Annotated in this window: 16 protein-coding genes, 1 rRNA gene and 1 pseudogene; 12 read left to right on the top strand and 6 right to left on the bottom strand. The window is 34.0% G+C overall.

The genetic code is table 11. From position 1 onward, the window contains the following. Positions 1–16 precede the first annotated feature (16 nt). Positions 17–1,945 (top strand): ABC-F family ATP-binding cassette domain-containing protein, encoded by a 1,929-nt coding sequence (locus tag SAMSHR1132_RS09930; protein ID WP_000602048.1) that lies wholly within the window; start codon positions 17–19, stop codon positions 1,943–1,945. A gap of 361 nt (positions 1,946–2,306) precedes the next feature. Beyond that, positions 2,307–3,917, top strand: a complete 1,611-nt coding sequence (locus SAMSHR1132_RS09940) for a MutS-related protein (protein WP_000106337.1) — start codon at positions 2,307–2,309, stop codon at positions 3,915–3,917. 100 nt (positions 3,918–4,017) lie between these two features. Here the strand turns inward: SAMSHR1132_RS09940 and tsaD are convergent, their stop codons facing one another. Genes tsaD through tsaE form a run of 4 tightly spaced genes read right to left on the bottom strand, consistent with a single transcriptional unit; the run spans position 4,018 to position 6,577 of the window. Then, positions 4,018–5,043, bottom strand: a complete 1,026-nt coding sequence (gene tsaD, locus SAMSHR1132_RS09945) for a tRNA (adenosine(37)-N6)-threonylcarbamoyltransferase complex transferase subunit TsaD (protein WP_000184032.1) — start codon at positions 5,041–5,043, stop codon at positions 4,018–4,020. Continuing rightward, the gene (gene rimI, locus SAMSHR1132_RS09950) at positions 5,036–5,500 is read right to left on the bottom strand and encodes a ribosomal protein S18-alanine N-acetyltransferase (RefSeq protein WP_000372752.1); all 465 of its coding nucleotides are present in this window, start codon (positions 5,498–5,500) and stop codon (positions 5,036–5,038) included. The genes tsaD and rimI overlap by 8 nt, the downstream gene beginning before the upstream one ends. Then, positions 5,473–6,135 (bottom strand): tRNA (adenosine(37)-N6)-threonylcarbamoyltransferase complex dimerization subunit type 1 TsaB, encoded by a 663-nt coding sequence (tsaB, locus tag SAMSHR1132_RS09955; protein WP_001086727.1) that lies wholly within the window; start codon positions 6,133–6,135, stop codon positions 5,473–5,475. Before tsaB ends, rimI begins: the two co-directional genes overlap by 28 nt. Further along, positions 6,116–6,577 (bottom strand): tRNA (adenosine(37)-N6)-threonylcarbamoyltransferase complex ATPase subunit type 1 TsaE, encoded by a 462-nt coding sequence (gene tsaE / locus SAMSHR1132_RS09960; RefSeq protein ID WP_000590815.1) that lies wholly within the window; start codon positions 6,575–6,577, stop codon positions 6,116–6,118. Before tsaE ends, tsaB begins: the two co-directional genes overlap by 20 nt. A 36-nt stretch (positions 6,578–6,613) precedes the next feature. Between tsaE and SAMSHR1132_RS14255 the strand changes: the two genes are divergently transcribed. From SAMSHR1132_RS14255 to ilvA, 10 genes and pseudogenes are all read left to right on the top strand, one after another. Continuing rightward, positions 6,614–6,763, top strand: coding sequence for a hypothetical protein (locus tag SAMSHR1132_RS14255; protein WP_047432561.1), 150 nt, complete (start codon positions 6,614–6,616; stop codon positions 6,761–6,763). 331 nt (positions 6,764–7,094) lie between these two features. Then, the gene (gene ilvD / locus SAMSHR1132_RS09970) at positions 7,095–8,783 is read left to right on the top strand and encodes a dihydroxy-acid dehydratase (RefSeq protein ID WP_001255776.1); all 1,689 of its coding nucleotides are present in this window, start codon (positions 7,095–7,097) and stop codon (positions 8,781–8,783) included. Between the two features lie 17 nt (positions 8,784–8,800). Further along, the gene (gene ilvB, locus SAMSHR1132_RS09975; protein ID WP_014373872.1) at positions 8,801–10,570 is read left to right on the top strand and encodes a biosynthetic-type acetolactate synthase large subunit; all 1,770 of its coding nucleotides are present in this window, start codon (positions 8,801–8,803) and stop codon (positions 10,568–10,570) included. Continuing rightward, on the top strand, positions 10,570–10,824 hold the full coding sequence (locus tag SAMSHR1132_RS09980) for an ACT domain-containing protein (protein WP_000196758.1): 255 nt from the start codon (positions 10,570–10,572) through the stop codon (positions 10,822–10,824). The genes ilvB and SAMSHR1132_RS09980 overlap by 1 nt, the downstream gene beginning before the upstream one ends. A gap of 138 nt (positions 10,825–10,962) precedes the next feature. Then, entirely contained in the window at positions 10,963–11,967 is a 1,005-nt protein-coding gene (gene ilvC, locus SAMSHR1132_RS09985; protein WP_000214558.1) for a ketol-acid reductoisomerase, read from the top strand. Positions 11,968–11,996: 29 nt separating this feature from the next. Beyond that, a complete protein-coding gene (locus SAMSHR1132_RS09990; RefSeq protein WP_000094591.1) occupies positions 11,997–13,526 on the top strand; it encodes a 2-isopropylmalate synthase in 1,530 nt (509 codons plus the stop codon). Between the two features lie 2 nt (positions 13,527–13,528). Beyond that, entirely contained in the window at positions 13,529–14,575 is a 1,047-nt protein-coding gene (gene leuB, locus SAMSHR1132_RS09995) for a 3-isopropylmalate dehydrogenase (protein ID WP_000221335.1), read from the top strand. Positions 14,576–14,588: 13 nt separating this feature from the next. Beyond that, a pseudogene (leuC, locus tag SAMSHR1132_RS10000) lies at positions 14,589–15,960 on the top strand (3-isopropylmalate dehydratase large subunit). A gap of 1 nt (position 15,961) precedes the next feature. Beyond that, the gene (gene leuD, locus SAMSHR1132_RS10005; RefSeq protein ID WP_001274114.1) at positions 15,962–16,534 is read left to right on the top strand and encodes a 3-isopropylmalate dehydratase small subunit; all 573 of its coding nucleotides are present in this window, start codon (positions 15,962–15,964) and stop codon (positions 16,532–16,534) included. 14 nt (positions 16,535–16,548) lie between these two features. After that, positions 16,549–17,817, top strand: a complete 1,269-nt coding sequence (gene ilvA / locus SAMSHR1132_RS10010; protein WP_000216861.1) for a threonine ammonia-lyase IlvA — start codon at positions 16,549–16,551, stop codon at positions 17,815–17,817. 77 nt (positions 17,818–17,894) lie between these two features. Here ilvA and SAMSHR1132_RS10015 read toward each other — a convergent pair whose 3' ends face one another. Further along, positions 17,895–18,311: a hypothetical protein gene (locus SAMSHR1132_RS10015; protein WP_000688532.1), complete on the bottom strand. Its 417-nt coding sequence runs from the start codon at positions 18,309–18,311 to the stop codon at positions 17,895–17,897. A 624-nt stretch (positions 18,312–18,935) separates the two neighbouring features. Then, positions 18,936–19,050 (bottom strand): 5S ribosomal RNA (gene rrf / locus SAMSHR1132_RS10025). Positions 19,051–19,065: the final 15 nt, after the last annotated feature.

Below are 19,065 nucleotides of genomic sequence, written 5' to 3' on the forward strand. Positions count from 1 at the left end.
GAAAGGTGAAGATCGAATGATACTTTTACAACTTAATCATATATCAAAATCGTTCGATGGTGAAGATATATTTACTGATGTTGATTTTGAAGTAAAAACAGGAGAACGTATAGGTATAGTAGGAAGAAATGGTGCCGGTAAATCAACATTAATGAAAATTATAGCTGGTGTAGAAAACTACGATTCAGGAAATATGTCCAAAATCAAAAACCTAAAGCTTGGCTATTTAACTCAACAAATGACACTCAACTCTAACGCAACGGTTTTTGAAGAAATGTCCAAACCATTTGAACATATTAAAAACATGGAAGCATTAATTAAAGAAGAAACCGATTGGTTAGCTAAACATGCAGATGATTATGATAGCGATTCATATAAAGCTCATATGTCACGATATGAATCTTTATCAAATCAATTTGAACAATTAGATGGGTATCAATACGAGAGTAAAATTAAAACTGTGTTGCATGGTTTAAATTTCACTGAAAACGATTTTAATAAACCCATAAATAACTTTAGTGGTGGTCAAAAAACACGCCTTTCATTAGCTCAAATGTTATTAAATGAACCTGATTTATTACTTTTAGATGAGCCTACTAACCATTTAGACTTAGAAACAACTAAGTGGCTTGAAGATTATTTACGTTATTTTAAAGGTGCAATCGTAATTATCAGTCACGATCGTTACTTTTTAGATAAAATTGTAACTCAAATTTATGATGTAGCCTTGGGTGACGTCAAACGCTATGTTGGTAACTATGATCAATTTATTAAGCAACGTGATTTATATTATGAAAAGCGGATGCAAGAATATGAAAATCAACAAGAAGAAATTAAACGTTTAGAAACATTTGTTGAGAAGAATATTACACGTGCCTCCACTAGTGGCATGGCAAAAAGTAGACGTAAAATTTTAGAAAAAATGGAACGTATTGATAAACCAATGTTAGATGCTAAAAGTGCGAATATACAATTCGGCTTTGACCGTAATACAGGCAACGATGTCATGCACATTAAACATTTAGAAATTGGTTACCAAACACCTATTACCCAACCTATTAACATTGAAGTTTCAAAAGGTGACCATATTGCTATTATCGGGCCTAACGGTATTGGAAAATCAACATTGATTAAAACAATCGCTAATGAACAACAAGCACTTGGTGGCAATATTACTTTTGGAGCAAATTTGCAAATTGGTTATTATGACCAAAAGCAAGCTGAATTTAAATCTAATAAATCCATTTTAGATTATGTATGGGATCAATATCCTTTAATGAATGAAAAAGATATACGTGCAGTACTTGGACGTTTCTTATTCGTACAAGATGATGTCAAAAAAATTATCAACGATTTATCGGGTGGCGAAAAAGCAAGATTACAGTTAGCACTTCTAATGTTACAACGTGACAACGTCCTCATTTTAGATGAGCCTACCAATCATCTTGATATCGATTCAAAAGAAATGTTAGAACAAGCACTTCAAAATTTTGAAGGAACAATATTATTTGTTTCTCACGATCGTTATTTTATAAATCAATTAGCCAATAAAGTATTTGATTTAACCAAAGATGGCGGCAAAATGTATCTTGGTGATTACCAATATTATATTGAAAAAATTGAAGAAGCAGCTGCATTAAATGCTCAGCAAAATGAACAATCTGTTTATAACGAATCACATGAAAAGTCGCCGGAGCATTCATCGTATCATAATCAAAAAGAACAAAGACGTGAACAGCGAAAACTAGAAAGACAAATTAATGATTGTGAAAACGAAATAGAATCTTTAGAAGCTGCTATCGCTTTGATTGATGAACAATTAACTCAACCAGATATTTATAGTAACCCACAAAAAGCAAATGAATTAGCTCTCGAAAAAGAAGAAAGCGAACAAAAATTAGAACAAGCCATGACGAATTGGGAAGAATTACAACAAAAATTATAAAAATAACCATAACTCTAACTATGAAAACTCATTAGTTAGAGTTATTTTTTAACAAATTTCAAATTTTTTTATTCACATTGAGAATGTTGATATAATAGCTATCCACAAAGTTATCCTAGTTATCCACAAGTAAATTAACACTAATACACAATTAATTTTTACTTTCCCCACTTAATATCCACAATAAAACCCATTATTCACATCAGTTGTCCACAAGTTATGAACACTTTGTTGATAAGTACGCATGTTCCCTATTGACATTCATTTTTTTAAATAACTTTGTTTATTAATCTCAAATATGAAATAATAATATTATTAAACTGGTTATTTATTATAATTCAAAAAATATAAGGAGTTACATATGAGCACAAATCAAACGTTTTTAATATTTGTTGTTGCGGTAATATTAATTGCTTCAATTGTAGGAATTATTGGACGATATATGAGTCGTCAAAAATTGTTTAAATCTATGGAAACATTATGGCAAACGATTTCACCACTAGAAACTTTTATAAGACCAAATTCACATTACGACTATGAATATCAACTTTATAAAGTTAACTACAAGCCCTATACATTGGTTGATGATAAAACCTGGTCAGATTTAAACATGTCTGCGATATTTCACCAGATGAACTATAACTTAACAGCTATTGGCGAAATGAAACTTTACAGTTGTTTGCGTGGTATGTTAACAATTACAAATAAATCATTACTCAATTTATTTAATGACAACGCAGAATTCAGACAGCATGTAACTTTTCATTTAGCTTTGTTAGGTAAATCAGTTTACCCAACTTTTCCTGATCAAATTACACCCGTAAAACGTCATACACTCTTAATGCTTTGTCCGTTTTTACCAATCATTACATTCGCAATTATTTTTATAAATGCGCAAGTCGGCATTTTGTTATTTTTATTAAGCTGTTTATTCAATATCATTTTATCTGCCATTTTAAAGCGTACGTACGAGGATGACTTAAAATCAATTTTTTATGCATCAAATGTTTTAAAACATGGCTATGCTATTTCAAAAGTTAAACATGCACCACAACCAGAGGTCAATTTTAAACATTTTAGAACGGCTCGTCATCTCACGAGTGTTTTAGCTGAAGTAAACGAAGAAGATATTGGTGCCATGGTAATTAAACTTGTTAAACTCATTTTCATGCTCGATTATCTTTTATTCCATACAATTCAAAAAAGCTACACAACACATATGAAAGAGCTGAAAAACTGTTTTGACTATATCGCAGAGCTAGATAACCACTATTCGTTAGCTATGTATCGAAGAACTTTAGATGTTTATACAGAACCGCGTATTGATGAAACTAAAAATAGTATTGAATTCACTGAATTAACGCATCCACTCATTTCAGATGCTATTGCCAATGATTTTTCATTATCACAAAATATATTGTTAACTGGGTCTAATGCATCGGGAAAATCTACATTTATGAAAGCTATTGCGATAAACCTTATACTTGCAAAAACGACTCATACTGTTACTGCAACCAAGTTTGTATATCAACCAGGTAATGTGTTCACATCTATGGCAAATGCCGATAGTGTATTATCTGGTGATAGTTACTTTATGGCAGAATTAAAGTCAATTAAGAGAATCGTCAATATTTCTGGAAATCAAAATATCTATTGCTTTATTGATGAAATTTTCAAAGGTACCAATACTACTGAACGAATTGCCGCTTCTGAATCAGTTTTATCATTTTTAAATCAAAAACCTAACTTTAAGGTCATTGCAGCTACACACGACATAGAGTTAGCCGAATTATTAAAAAATCAATATTCGAATTATCATTTTAATGAAGTTATAGAAAATAATAAAATTCATTTTGACTATAAGATTAAACCTGGAAAAGCCAATACTCGAAATGCCATCGAGCTACTAAGAATCACTTCATTCCCAGAACAAATATATCAACGTGCAAAAGATAATGTGCCGAAAATTTAGAATATAAAATTAAACATAAAAACGTCAGTTATCACATGACAATGACGATGTCACCATTAAAAACTGGTTCACCGTTAACATGTTAATAACTGACGTTTATTTATTCTATAGAATAATCTTCTAAATCGATATTACTATGTCCATTTAATGCTAAATCTGAAAATTTACCGTACTGATATAAATAATAACCGGCAACACCTATCATAGCCGCATTGTCTGTACATAATTTAGGACTTGGTATTGTTAATTCAATATCATTATCTTTACATTGATTTGTTAATGATTGTCGTAAACCTTTGTTACTTGCAACACCACCAGCAACTATTAGTCGTTGCACTCCATAGTCTTTGCAAGCTTGAATTGCTTTATAAGTTAATACATCTACGACGCTATTTTGAAAACTGGTTGCTACATTTTCTGCTATGATTGGAATATTTTTTTGTCGTTGATTATGCAACTGATTAATCACAGCACTTTTTAAGCCGCTAAAACTAAAATCATAACTATCTTTATCTAACCATACACGAGGAAAAGCATATGTATCCTCACCACTTGCAGCTAAACGATCAACTTGTGGACCACCTGGATAACTTAATCCAATTGTTCGTGCCACTTTATCATACGCTTCACCTACTGCGTCATCACGGGTCTCACCTATCACTTCGAATGTTAAATGATTTTTCATATAAACTAACTCTGTATGACCACCTGAAACAATGAGTGCAATAAGCGGAAATGTCAATGATGTTTCAATATGATTAGCATAAATATGTCCTGCGATATGATGAACCGGTATTAATGGTTTATCATATGCAAACGCTAATGCTTTAGCTGCGTTGACTCCAATTAACAACGCACCAATTAACCCTGGGCCTTCTGTTACCGCCACTGCATCTATATCTTCCATTGATACATTTGCTTCTTGAAGAGCCTCATCAATTGTTGTTGTAATACCTTCAACATGATGTCTACTTGCTACTTCTGGAACTACACCGCCAAATCGTTTATGACTTTCAATCTGACTTAAGACGGTATTCGATAATACATCTCTACCATTTTTTATAATGCTAACACTTGTTTCATCGCAACTCGTTTCCACAGCAAGGATTAAAGTATTATTAGTCATTTAAATTCACCCACATTACCATTGCATCTTCACCTTCACCATAATAATTTTTACGTTTACCACCATATTGAAAACCTAAATTTTCATATACGTGTTGTGCTACTTTATTATTTACTCTTACTTCTAGACTCATTACATCACATGTATGACTCGCGTAATTTTTACCATATTTTAATAACATTTGACCTAAACCATAGCCTCTATATTGATTATCTATAGCGACTGTTGTAATTTGTGCTTGATCAATCACTATCCATAAACCTAAATAACCTATAATTTGTTGTTCAAATTCTAAAACAAAATACTTCGCAAAGTTATTTTGTTCAATTTCATGATAAAATGCATCAATTGTCCATGAACTATCATTAAAACTATGACGCTCTATATCAAAAACTTGTGGCACATCTTCCTTAGTCATTGCTCTAATATTTAATTGCTCTTTTGACTGTTGATCCAATTTCGTTCCGCCTCAGCTAATTTATGGTATTTAGGTGTGAATGTATGAATATCAGAAGGCTCCTCTATTAAATGATACATTACTGAAGCATTTGGTAATTGTGCTACAGTATCTCCTTGTAAATCATCTTGCAATTGCACAGTGTCTTTACCTATAAATACATAAGGTTGATTTGAGCCTTTTAAAAATGTTTGTAAATCTTCAATTGTCATATATTGATCTTCTAATATAGTTTTCAATTCATTTTGTTGCCATTGATAAACACCTGTATACACAGCTTTTCTTCTTGCATCAAAAATTGGAACTAACAATTTATCAGTATGATTAATTGTTGCTGCTAACGCTTTTAATGAGGAAACACCGTATAACTTTATATTTAAGGCATAAGCTAATGTTTTTGCTACCGTTACACCTATTCGTAATCCTGTATATGACCCTGGACCTTCAGCAACAACAATTGCATCTAATTGATGTTTTGTTATTTGACACTGCTTAAATAATTCGCTAATTGCTGGCATTAATTGGACTGAATGATTTTGCTTTGAATCAGTTGTTATTTCAGCTTTAACTTTATCATCTTCCATAATTGCCACTGATAATGGTTGGTTGGATGTATCAATGAGCAACGAATTCATGTTCCATTACCTCCTTAATATTTTCATAATGTTCACCTAGTGCTATAAGCTCTATTTCTCTGCTTGTTTCAGATAGAGTTGTAATATTTATTGTTAAATGATTTGCAGGAAGTAAGTCTTTAATAAATTGACTCCATTCAATAACTGTAATCGCCCTATCTTCAAAAAATTCATCAAACCCTAAATCTTCTTCAGAATCTTCTAAGCGATAACAATCCATATGGTGCAATTTTAAATTTGTACCTTTGTATGATTTAATAATATTAAATGTTGGTGAATTAATCGTACGTTTGACACCTAATGCTTTACCTATAAATTGCGTTAACGTTGTTTTGCCTGCACCTAAATCTCCATTAAGTAAAATCAAATCGCCACACTTCAATTGTTCAACTAAAAACATAGCAAATTGATTCATTTCATCTAAACTGTTTATCTTTATCAATGTTGATTCTCCTATAATATGATTTTCATCAGTAAAATAAAAAGTACTTTATCATTCGAATTTAACTTTATAATTAACCTTTATATTGTAACAAATTTCAACTTAAATTTCTTATCTTTGAAACAGATTATATCTCTGAAGTTAATTGTAAGAAAATTTAAAATACTTGTTGACATAACGAAATAGATATAGTAAATTAAATTTATCAAATTTTTAGACAATTCTAACTATTATAATGATATAAACCATTCACGGAAGGAGTATAATAAAATGACTTATCAATATACTGAACATCAACCGACAACTTCAAATATTATTATTTTATTATACTCTTTAGGACTCGAACGTTAGTATACATATACTAAACGCTTTAAGTCCTATTTCTGTTTGAATGGGACTTGTAAACGTCCCAATAATATTGGGACGTTTTTTTATGTTTTAACTGTTGAATTTTAACTTTTATCACTATTAACTTATTTAAATTTGTTAAATCAATAAAATTACGGGGGAATTTACTATGCGAAGCGACATGATCAAAAAAGGAGATCACCAAGCACCAGCAAGAAGTCTTTTACATGCTACGGGCGCACTTAAAAGTCCAACTGATATGAATAAACCATTTGTAGCTATTTGTAACTCTTATATTGATATTGTTCCAGGACATGTTCATTTAAGAGAACTCGCAGATATAGCAAAAGAAGCTATTAGAGAAGCCGGTGCTATCCCATTTGAATTTAATACGATTGGTGTTGATGATGGTATAGCCATGGGACATATTGGCATGAGGTACTCATTACCATCACGTGAAATTATTGCTGATGCTGCTGAAACTGTAATCAATGCACATTGGTTTGATGGCGTTTTTTATATTCCTAATTGCGACAAGATTACACCTGGTATGATTTTAGCTGCAATGAGAACCAATGTACCAGCAATCTTTTGCTCTGGCGGTCCAATGAAAGCTGGTTTATCAGCACATGGTAAAGCACTCACACTTTCATCGATGTTTGAAGCAGTCGGTGCATTTAAAGAAGGTTCAATTTCTAAAGAAGAATTTTTAGATATGGAACAAAATGCCTGCCCTACTTGTGGCTCTTGTGCAGGAATGTTTACAGCAAATTCAATGAACTGTTTGATGGAAGTTTTAGGACTAGCGCTACCTTATAATGGTACGGCACTTGCTATCAGTGATCAGCGACGTGAAATGATTAGAGAAGCCGCTTTTAAATTAGTCGAAAATATTAAAAACGATTTGAAACCTCGTGATATCGTTACTCGAGAAGCTATTGATGATGCATTTGCTCTTGATATGGCTATGGGTGGCTCAACTAATACAGTATTGCACACATTAGCAATTGCAAACGAAGCTGGAATTGATTATGACTTAGAACGAATCAATGCAATTGCAAAACGCACACCGTACTTATCAAAAATTGCACCGAGTTCATCTTATTCAATGCATGATGTACATGAAGCAGGTGGTGTCCCGGCAATTATAAATGAACTGATGAAAAAAGAAGGTACCCTACACCCAGATCGAATCACAGTCACTGGAAAAACATTACGAGAAAACAATGAAGGTAAAGAAATTAAGAACTTCGACGTTATTCACCCACTTGACGCACCTTATGATGCACAAGGAGGTCTATCCATTTTATTTGGAAACATCGCACCAAAAGGCGCAGTCATTAAAGTTGGTGGTGTTGACCCTTCAATTAAGACATTTACTGGTAAAGCAATTTGCTTCAACTCACATGATGAAGCTGTAGAAGCAATTGATAATCGTACAGTACGTGCTGGACATGTCGTTGTTATAAGATATGAAGGTCCTAAAGGTGGCCCAGGTATGCCTGAAATGTTAGCACCTACTTCGTCAATCGTTGGTCGAGGTTTAGGTAAAGATGTAGCTTTAATTACAGATGGTCGATTTTCAGGTGCAACAAGAGGTATTGCAGTTGGACATATTTCCCCTGAAGCTGCAGCTGGAGGACCAATTGGTCTAATTAAAGACGGTGATGAGATTACTATAGATTTAACAAATCGAACATTAAATGTAAATCAACCTAATGATGTCTTAGAAGAGCGAAGAGCATCTTTAGAACCATTTAAAGCAAAAGTGAAAACAGGTTACTTAGCTAGATATACTGCTCTCGTGACTAGTGCAAATACAGGTGGCGTCATGCAAGTGCCTGAGAATTTAATTTAACTATGGAGATGATTGAAATGTCTAAAACTCAACACGAAGTAAACCAAAATATTGACCCTTTAAAAATCGCTGAATCACTTGAACCTGAACAACTAAATGAAAAAACGTTAAAAGAAATGCGTTCAGGATCAGAACTATTAGTAGAAGCATTACTTAAAGAAAACGTAGATTATTTATTTGGTTATCCAGGTGGTGCAGTATTACCGTTATACGACACATTTTATGATGGAAAAATCAAACATATTTTAGCTAGACATGAACAAGGTGCCGTTCATGCTGCAGAAGGATATGCACGTGTATCTGGCAAAACTGGTGTCGTCGTTGTAACTAGTGGTCCAGGTGCTACGAATGTTATGACTGGTATTACAGATGCACATTGTGACTCTTTGCCTCTTGTTGTATTTACGGGCCAAGTTGCTACACCAGGTATTGGTAAAGATGCGTTCCAAGAAGCAGATATATTATCGATGACTTCACCTATTACAAAACAAAACTATCAAGTTAAACATGTAGACGATATTCCTAGAATTGTTCATGAAGCATTTCATGTTGCCAATTCGGGACGAAAAGGTCCAGTTGTTATCGACTTCCCAAAAGATATGGGTGTGTTAGCTACAAATGTTGATTTATGCGACGACATTAATATTCCAGGTTATGACGTTGTTACTGAACCTGACACTAAAGACATAGACACTTTCATCTCACTTTTAAAAGAAGCAAAAAAACCTGTTATTTTAGCAGGAGCTGGAATTAATCAATCAAAATCAAATCAATTATTAACAAAGTTCGTTAACAATCATCAAATTCCGACTGTCACAACTTTACTTGGTTTAGGTGCTGTACCTTATGAAAACTCACTATTTTTAGGCATGGGAGGTATGCATGGTTCATATGCAAGTAACATGGCATTAACTGAGTGTGACTTGCTTATTAACTTAGGAAGCCGTTTCGATGATAGATTAGCAAGTAAACCTGATGAATTCGCACCAAATGCAAAAATTGTTCATGTTGATATTGATCCATCAGAAATTAATAAAGTTATCCAAGTTGATTTAGGTATTATTGCAGACTGTAAAAGATTTTTAGAATGTTTAAATGAGTATAATGTTCAAACCACTGAACATAGCGCTTGGGTTAAACATTGTCAAAATAACAAGCTGAAACATCCATTTAAACTTGGTGAAGATGATCAAGTATTTTGCAAACCACAACAAACCATTGAATATATCGGTAAGCTGACAAATGGTGAAGCCATAGTTACAACTGATGTAGGACAACATCAAATGTGGGCAGCTCAATTTTATCCTTTTAAAGATCATGGTCAATGGGTTACTAGTGGTGGATTAGGAACAATGGGCTTTGGTATCCCATCATCAATTGGTGCAAAATTAGCCAGTCCAGATAAAACAGTCGTATGTTTTGTAGGCGATGGTGGATTCCAAATGACTAACCAAGAAATGGCACTTCTACCAGAATATGATTTAGATGTCAAAATTGTATTAATTAATAACGGTACATTAGGAATGGTTAAACAATGGCAAGACAAATTCTTTAACAAGCGTTTCTCTCATTCTGTGTTTAATGGACAACCTGATTTCATGAAAATGGCTGAAGCATATGGTGTCAAAGGCTTCTTAATTGATAAACCAAACAAACTTGAAGAGCAATTAGATGCCGCATTTAATTATCAAGGACCAGCTTTAATTGAGGTGCGAATCTCCCCTACTGAAGCTGTTAACCCAATGGTTCCAAGTGGTAAATCAAATCATGAGATGGAGGGCTTATAATGACAAGAATTATTAAATTACAAGTTGCAGACCAAGTGAGTACTCTAAATCGAATTACAAGTGCATTTGTTCGCTTGCAATATAATATCGATACGTTACATGTCACCCATTCAGAACGACCAGGTATTTCTAATATGGAAATTCAAGTGGATATCCAGGATGAAATATCACTTCATATTTTATTAAAAAAGTTAAAACAACAAATCAATGTTTTAACCGTAGAATGTTATGACTTAGTAGATAATGAAGCTTAATTTTAAATATACATGGCAATGATGCGCTAATTAGTTAGAGATATACCTTAAGTCACTAATTAACATCTGCCTATATTATCACTATATATTTCAGAATTTTCGAAAAACAAAACTTTTAATTATTTGGAGGAATTTATTATGACAACAGTTTATTATGATCAAGATGTAAAAACAGATGCTTTACAAGGTAAAAAAATTGCAGTAGTTGGTTATGGTTCACAAGGCCATGCACATGCACAAAACTTAAAAGACAACGGGTATGATGTTGTCATCGGTATTCGCCCTGGACGTTCTTTTGACAAAGCTAAAGAAGATGGCTTCGATGTGTTCCCTGTTGCAGAAGCAGTTAAACAAGCTGATGTAATTATGGTGTTATTACCTGATGAAATTCAAGGTGATGTTTATAAAAATGAAATCGAACCAAACTTAGAAAAACATAACGCTTTAGCATTTGCACATGGATTCAATATTCATTTTGGTGTTATCCAACCCCCAGCTGATGTTGATGTGTTTTTAGTAGCACCTAAAGGACCTGGTCATTTAGTTAGACGTACATTTGTAGAAGGATCAGCTGTACCATCATTATTTGGCGTTCAACAAGATGCTTCGGGCCAAGCACGTAATATTGCTTTAAGTTATGCAAAAGGTATTGGTGCAACTCGTGCTGGTGTAATCGAAACAACATTCAAAGAAGAAACTGAAACAGATTTATTCGGTGAACAAGCAGTACTTTGCGGTGGTGTATCTAAATTAATTCAAAGTGGATTCGAAACTTTGGTAGAAGCGGGTTATCAACCAGAATTGGCTTACTTTGAAGTATTACATGAAATGAAATTAATCGTTGATTTAATGTATGAGGGCGGTATGGAAAATGTGCGTTATTCAATTTCAAATACTGCTGAATTTGGTGACTATGTATCTGGTCCTCGTGTCATCACACCAGATGTTAAAGAAAATATGAAAGCTGTATTAACTGATATCCAAAATGGTAACTTCAGCAATCGTTTTATCGAAGACAATAAAAATGGATTTAAAGAATTCTACAAATTACGTGAAGAACAACACGGTCATCAAATTGAAAAAGTTGGTCGTGAACTACGTGAAATGATGCCATTTATTAAATCTAAAAGCATCGAAAAATAAGATAGACCTACAGTGAGGAGTTGTTAAATATGAGTAGTCATATTCAAATTTTTGATACGACACTAAGAGATGGTGAACAAACACCTGGAGTGAATTTTACTTTTGATGAACGTTTACGCATTGCATTGCAATTAGAAAAATGGGGTGTTGATGTTATAGAAGCTGGATTCCCCGCTTCAAGTACAGGTAGCTTTAAATCTGTTCAAGCTATAGCACAGACATTAACAACAACCGCTGTATGTGGTTTAGCTAGATGTAAAAAATCTGACATCGATGCTGTATATGAAGCAACAAAAGATGCAGTGAAACCAGTTATACATGTATTTATAGCTACTTCACCTATTCACCTTGAACATAAACTTAAAATGTCTCAAGAAGAAGTTTTAGAAGCAATTATAGAACATGTCACTTATGCGAAACAATTATTTGAAGTAGTTCAATTTTCACCAGAAGATGCAACACGCACTGAATTACCGTTCTTAGTAGAATGTGTTCAAACTGCTGTCGATGCAGGCGCTACTATTATTAATATTCCTGATACTGTCGGCTACAGTTACCACGATGAATATGCACATATTTTCAAAACCTTAACAGAATCTGTAACATCAACAAATGAAATTATCTATAGTGCACATTGTCACGATGATTTAGGAATGGCTGTTGCTAATAGTTTAGCAGCAATCGAAGGCGGTGCAAGACGTATTGAAGGTACAGTAAATGGTATTGGAGAACGCGCAGGTAATGCAGCTTTAGAAGAAGTAGCGCTTGCACTATACGTCAGAAATGATCACTATGGTGTTCAAACTGCTCTAAATCTTTCAGAAACTAAAAAAACATCTGACTTGATTTCAAGATATTCAGGAATTCGAGTTCCTAGAAATAAAGCTGTTGTTGGTCAAAATGCTTTTAGTCATGAATCAGGTATTCACCAAGATGGTGTATTAAAGCATCGGGAAACTTATGAAATTATGACACCACAATTAGTTGGCGTAAATACAACTGAATTGCCGTTAGGTAAATTGTCAGGTAAACATGCTTTCTCTGAAAAATTAAAAGCACTAGGTTACGACATCGATAAAGACGCACAAGTTGAGCTATTTAAGCAATTTAAAGCTGTTGCAGATAAAAAGAAATCGGTATCTGATAGAGATATCCATGCAATTATTCAAGGTTCTGAACACGAACATCAAGCGCTATATAAATTAGAAACGTTGCAATTGCAATATGTATCTAGTGGGCTTCAAAGTGCAGTTGTTGTAATTAAAGATAAAGAAGGACATACGTATCAAGACTCAAGTATCGGAACTGGATCAATCGTTGCAATATATAATGCTGTTGACCGTATTTTCAAAAAAGAAACAGAATTAATTGATTATCGTATTAATTCTGTTACTGAAGGTACTGATGCCCAAGCAGAAGTGCATGTAAATTTATTGATTGAAGGCAAATCAGTCAATGGATTTGGTATTGATCACGATATTTTACAAGCTTCTTGTAAAGCTTATGTTGAAGCACATGCTAAATTTGCTGCTGAAAATGTTGAAAAGGTAGGTAACTAAAAATGACTTATAAAATTGTTGCTCTACCTGGTGACGGTATCGGACCTGAAATTCTAAATGGTACTTTATCGTTACTTGAAATTATTAGTACTAAATATAACTTTAACTATCAAATAGAGCGCCATGATTTCGGTGGTGCCTCTATTGATACTTTTGGTGAACCACTTACTGAAGTTACATTAAATGCTTGTAAAAAGGCAGATGCTATCTTACTAGGTGCTATTGGCGGACCAAAATGGACAGATCCTAATAATCGACCTGAACAAGGTTTATTAAAATTACGTAAATCTTTAAATTTATTTGCCAATATTCGCCCTACTACAGTAGTAAAAGGTGCTAGTTCCTTTTCACCTTTAAAAGAAGAACATGTTGAAGGTACTGACCTAGTCATTGTGCGTGAATTAACAAGTGGTATTTATTTTGGAGAACCGAGACATTTCAACGATCAAGATGCGCTCGATTCACTAACATATACAAGAGAAGAAATAGAACGTATTGTTCATGTAGCATTTAAATTAGCAGCTTCAAGACGTGGAAAATTAACATCTGTTGATAAAGAAAACGTATTAGCTTCAAGTAAATTATGGCGAAAAGTCGTAAATGAAGTGAGTGTATTATATCCAGAAGTATCGGTAAATCACTTACTAGTTGATGCTTGTAGTATGCACTTAATCACAAACCCTAAACAATTTGACGTCATTGTTTGTGAAAACTTATTTGGTGATATTTTAAGTGATGAAGCATCAGTCATTCCCGGTTCTCTTGGTCTATCACCTTCTGCTAGTTTTAGTTATGATGGTCCAAGATTATATGAGCCTATTCATGGATCTGCGCCTGATATAGCAGGTCAAGATATCGCTAACCCGTTTGGGATGATTCTATCTTTAGCAATGTGTTTACGTGAAAGTTTACATCAACCTGATGCTGCAGATGAATTAGAACAACTTATTTATAGCATGATTGAAAATGGACAAACAACAGTAGATTTAGGCGGGCAACTTCATACTTCTGAAATTTTCACCAAGTTATCAACAAAATTGAATCATTAAGGGGGAGATGTAAATGGGTCAAACATTATTTGACAAGGTATGGGATAGACATGTGTTATATGGTAAATTGGGCGAACCTCAACTATTATACATTGATTTACACCTTATACATGAAGTTACTTCTCCTCAAGCATTTGAAGGACTTAGACTTCAAAATAGAAAATTAAGACGCCCAGATTTAACATTTGCAACACTTGATCACAATGTTCCTACCATTGATATTTTTAATATTAAAGATGAAATTGCTAATAAACAAATCACAACACTACAAAAAAAATGCTACAGATTTTGGTGTACATATTTTTGATATGGGCTCTGATGAACAAGGAATCGTGCACATGGTCGGCCCTGAAACAGGATTAACACAACCAGGTAAAACGATTGTTTGTGGCGATTCTCATACAGCCACACATGGTGCATTTGGGGCCATTGCTTTCGGAATTGGGACAAGTGAAGTTGAACATGTCTTTGCAACACAAACACTTTGGCAAACGAAGCCAAAAAATTTGAAAATTGATATAAATGGCACCTTGCCTACAGGTGTCTATGCTAAAGACATTATTCTACATTTAATCAAAACATATGGTGTTGATTTTGGTACTGGTTATGCATTGGAGTTTACTGGAGAAACTATTAAAACTCTTTCAATGGATGGCAGAATGACTATATGTAATATGGCCATTGAAGGTGGTGCAAAATACGGCATTATTCAACCTGATGAAACTACATTTGAATATGTTAAAGACCGCCCCTTTGCCGAGAACTTTTCTAAATCAGTCGATAGTTGGCGAGAACTTTATTCTGATGACGATGCAATATTTGATCGCGTTATCGAACTTGATGTTAGCACATTAGAACCACAAGTAACTTGGGGTACAAATCCTGAAATGGGTGTTAATTTCAGCGAACCTTTTCCAGAAATAAATGATATCAACGATCAACGTGCGTATGATTATATGGGATTACAACCTGGTCAAAAAGCTGAAGATATCGAATTAGGTTACGTTTTCCTTGGTTCATGTACAAATGCTAGACTATCAGATTTGATTGAAGCTAGTCATATTGTTAAAGGTAATAAAGTTCATCCAAACATTACAGCTATTGTCGTTCCAGGATCTCGTACTGTTAAAAAAGAAGCTGAAAAACTAGGTCTAGATACTATATTTAAAAATGCCGGATTTGAATGGCGCGAGCCAGGTTGTTCAATGTGTTTAGGTATGAATCCAGACCAAGTGCCTGATGGTGTACATTGCGCTTCTACAAGTAACAGAAACTTTGAAGGACGACAAGGTAAAGGTGCCAGAACACATCTTGTATCCCCTGCTATGGCAGCGGCTGCAGCTATTCACGGTAAGTTTGTGGATGTAAGAAAGGTGGTTGTTTAATATGTCAGCAATCAAACCTATTACAACATATAAAGGAAAAATTGTTCCACTTTTCAACGACAATATTGATACGGATCAAATTATTCCTAAAGTTCACTTAAAAAGAATTTCAAAAAGTGGTTTCGGTCCATTCGCTTTTGATGAATGGCGTTATTTACCGGATGGTTCAGATAATCCTGATTTCAATCCTAACAAACCACAATATAAAGGTGCATCCATTTTAATTACAGGAGATAATTTTGGATGCGGTTCAAGTCGTGAACATGCTGCTTGGGCCCTAAAGGACTATGGTTTTCATATTATTATTGCTGGAAGTTTCAGTGACATATTTTATATGAATTGCACTAAAAATGCGATGTTGCCTATCGTTTTAGAAAAAAGTGCACGTGAACATCTTGCACAATATGAGGAAATTGAAATCGATTTACCAAATCAAACTGTGTCATCGTCAGACAAAACTTTCCATTTCGATATCGATGAAACATGGAAAAACAAATTAGTTAATGGTTTAGATGACATTGCAATAACCCTACAATATGAATCATTAATAGAAAAATATGAAAAATCACTTTAAGGGAGTTGAATATTATGACAGTCAAAACTACAGTTTCGACGAAAGATATCGATGAAGCATTTTTAAGGCTTAAAGATATCGTCAAAGAAACGCCTTTACAATTAGACCATTACTTATCTCAAAAGTATGATTGTAAAGTTTATTTAAAACGAGAAGATTTACAGTGGGTACGTTCTTTTAAATTAAGGGGTGCTTACAACGCAATTTCTGTTTTGTCAGAAGAAGCCAAAAGTAAAGGAATTACATGTGCGAGTGCAGGTAATCATGCACAAGGTGTTGCCTATACCGCTAAAAAACTTAATTTAAAAGCTGTTATCTTTATGCCAGTCACTACACCATTACAAAAAGTAAACCAAGTAAAGTTCTTTGGAAACAGTAATGTTGAAGTCGTTCTAACAGGTGATACCTTCGATCATTGTTTAGCCGAAGCATTAACATATACTAGTAAACATGGTATGAACTTTATAGACCCTTTTAATAATGTATATACAATTTCTGGACAAGGTACGCTTGCTAAAGAAATGTTAGAACAAGCAAAGTCAGACAATGTCACTTTTGATTATCTATTCGCCGCAATTGGTGGTGGTGGCTTAATTTCAGGTATTAGTACTTACTTTAAAACCTATTCGCCTGCTACGAAAATTATAGGTGTTGAACCTTCAGGTGCAAGTAGTATGTATGAATCTGTTGTTGTAAATAAACAGGTTGTCACATTGCCTAATATCGATAAATTTGTCGACGGTGCTTCAGTAGCTAGAGTTGGTGATATTACATTTGAAATTGCAAAGGAAAACGTAGATGATTACGTTCAAGTAGATGAAGGTGCAGTTTGTTCTACAATTTTAGATATGTATTCAAAACAAGCAATTGTAGCTGAACCTGCTGGCGCATTAAGTGTGAGTGCTCTTGAAAACTACAAAGATCATATTAAGGGCAAAACAGTTGTTTGTGTCATTAGTGGAGGCAATAATGATATTAATCGTATGAAGGAAATTGAAGAACGTTCTTTATTGTACGAAGAAATGAAGCATTATTTTATTTTAAACTTCCCTCAACGCCCTGGCGCATTGAGAGAATTTGTAAATGACGTTTTAGGCCCACAAGACGATATTACAAAATTTGAATACTTAAAAAAATCTTCTCAAAATACAGGTACTGTCATTATCGGTATTCAACTTAAAGATCATAATGATTTATTACAACTTAAACAACGAGTAAATCATTTCGATCCTTCCAATATTTATATTAATGAAAATAAAATGTTATATTCATTGCTAATTTAACAATATAGTAAGAAAAGCAGTCATAAATTGGTTTCTAATTGAAATCATCTTATGACTGCTTTTTATTATGCTTTACATTATTGAGGTTGCACGCTTTGTATACCATCGTATATTTCTTTGAGCCTAAAGTCTTCTTCATTCCCCACCCCATTATTTATATTTTGAATGGCAGTTGAAATTACTTTGTCATAAATAGCCTTCTCACTTTCTGGTAAATTATGTCGTGGTATACTCATCAAAGCATATGCTTTTTGTTTATCTTCAATGTTTTCTATACGGTTCTTCTTATTATTAAAATTCTCATTAGCTTCACTACCATTATTATTAATATTATGCGTGTTTTCTTTTTCATGTTTGTTTTCTTGCATATGATTCGGGACTTCTGACTTATTTTTAGCATCTGCAGGAAAATATATTTTATAAGCAAAAAATCCACACACTATCAATGAGCATAAAAATAAAAAAGTTAACATCGTACCAATAAATATTTTCAAATCCGTTCTCCTTTCAACTTTCAACCATTCATTCTTACATGTATATTTAGTATTTAAAAATCCTTATAGTCTCGATTTGCCTGGCAACGTTCTACTCTAGCGGAACGTAAGTCTGCTACCATCGACGCTATAGACCTTTCTTGACTTGTGGCAATCGCTCGCTTCTTTCCTCTTCTTCGGCTCTCGCTTACTCATTTAGCTCAACTAAAATCGTTGCGCTCGTTTCTCGTTTCGTCAGATTCAAACGTTTTCACTTCGCCAAGCCATTCTTCTTCGTATCTACTTTTTATTTGGCATAAAAAAAGAGACCTTGCGGTCTCAATGCGGCTCATCGCATCCATTTTTGCCTGGCAACGTTCTACTCTAGCGGAACGTAAGTCTGCTACCATCGACGCTATGGACCTTTCTTGACTTGTGCCAATCGCTTGCTTCTTTCCTCTTCTTCGGCTCTCGCTTACTCACTTAGCCCAACTAAACTCGTTGCGCTCGCTTCTCGTTTCGTCAGATTCAAACGTTTTCACTTCGCCAAGCCATTCTTCTTCGTATCTACTTTTTTACTTTGTTGTTTTAGATATAAAAAAAGAGACCTTGCGGTCTCAATGCGGCTCATCGCATCCATTTTCTGCCTGGCAACGTTCTACTCTAGCGGAACGTAAGTCCAACTACCATCGACGCTAAGGAGCTTAACTTCTGTGTTCGGCATGGGAACAGGTGTGACCTCCTTGCTATAGTCACCAGACATATGAATGTAGAT

The sequence above is a fragment of the Staphylococcus argenteus genome (assembly GCF_000236925.1).
Taxonomy (GTDB): Bacteria; Bacillota; Bacilli; order Staphylococcales; family Staphylococcaceae; genus Staphylococcus; species Staphylococcus argenteus.

Bases quoted from the DNA above. Each gene is read 5' to 3' on its own strand.
- SAMSHR1132_RS09930 (WP_000602048.1), top strand. From the start codon at position 17: ATGATACTTTTACAACTTAATCATATATCAAAATCGTTCGATGGTGAA.
- SAMSHR1132_RS09940 (WP_000106337.1), top strand. From the start codon at position 2,307: ATGAGCACAAATCAAACGTTTTTAATATTTGTTGTTGCGGTAATATTA.
- tsaD (WP_000184032.1), bottom strand. From the start codon at position 5,043: ATGACTAATAATACTTTAATCCTTGCTGTGGAAACGAGTTGCGATGAA.
- tsaB (WP_001086727.1), bottom strand. From the start codon at position 6,135: ATGAATTCGTTGCTCATTGATACATCCAACCAACCATTATCAGTGGCA.
- ilvD (WP_001255776.1), top strand. From the start codon at position 7,095: ATGCGAAGCGACATGATCAAAAAAGGAGATCACCAAGCACCAGCAAGA.
- ilvB (WP_014373872.1), top strand. From the start codon at position 8,801: ATGTCTAAAACTCAACACGAAGTAAACCAAAATATTGACCCTTTAAAA.
- SAMSHR1132_RS09980 (WP_000196758.1), top strand. From the start codon at position 10,570: ATGACAAGAATTATTAAATTACAAGTTGCAGACCAAGTGAGTACTCTA.
- ilvC (WP_000214558.1), top strand. From the start codon at position 10,963: ATGACAACAGTTTATTATGATCAAGATGTAAAAACAGATGCTTTACAA.
- SAMSHR1132_RS09990 (WP_000094591.1), top strand. From the start codon at position 11,997: ATGAGTAGTCATATTCAAATTTTTGATACGACACTAAGAGATGGTGAA.
- leuB (WP_000221335.1), top strand. From the start codon at position 13,529: ATGACTTATAAAATTGTTGCTCTACCTGGTGACGGTATCGGACCTGAA.
- leuD (WP_001274114.1), top strand. From the start codon at position 15,962: ATGTCAGCAATCAAACCTATTACAACATATAAAGGAAAAATTGTTCCA.
- ilvA (WP_000216861.1), top strand. From the start codon at position 16,549: ATGACAGTCAAAACTACAGTTTCGACGAAAGATATCGATGAAGCATTT.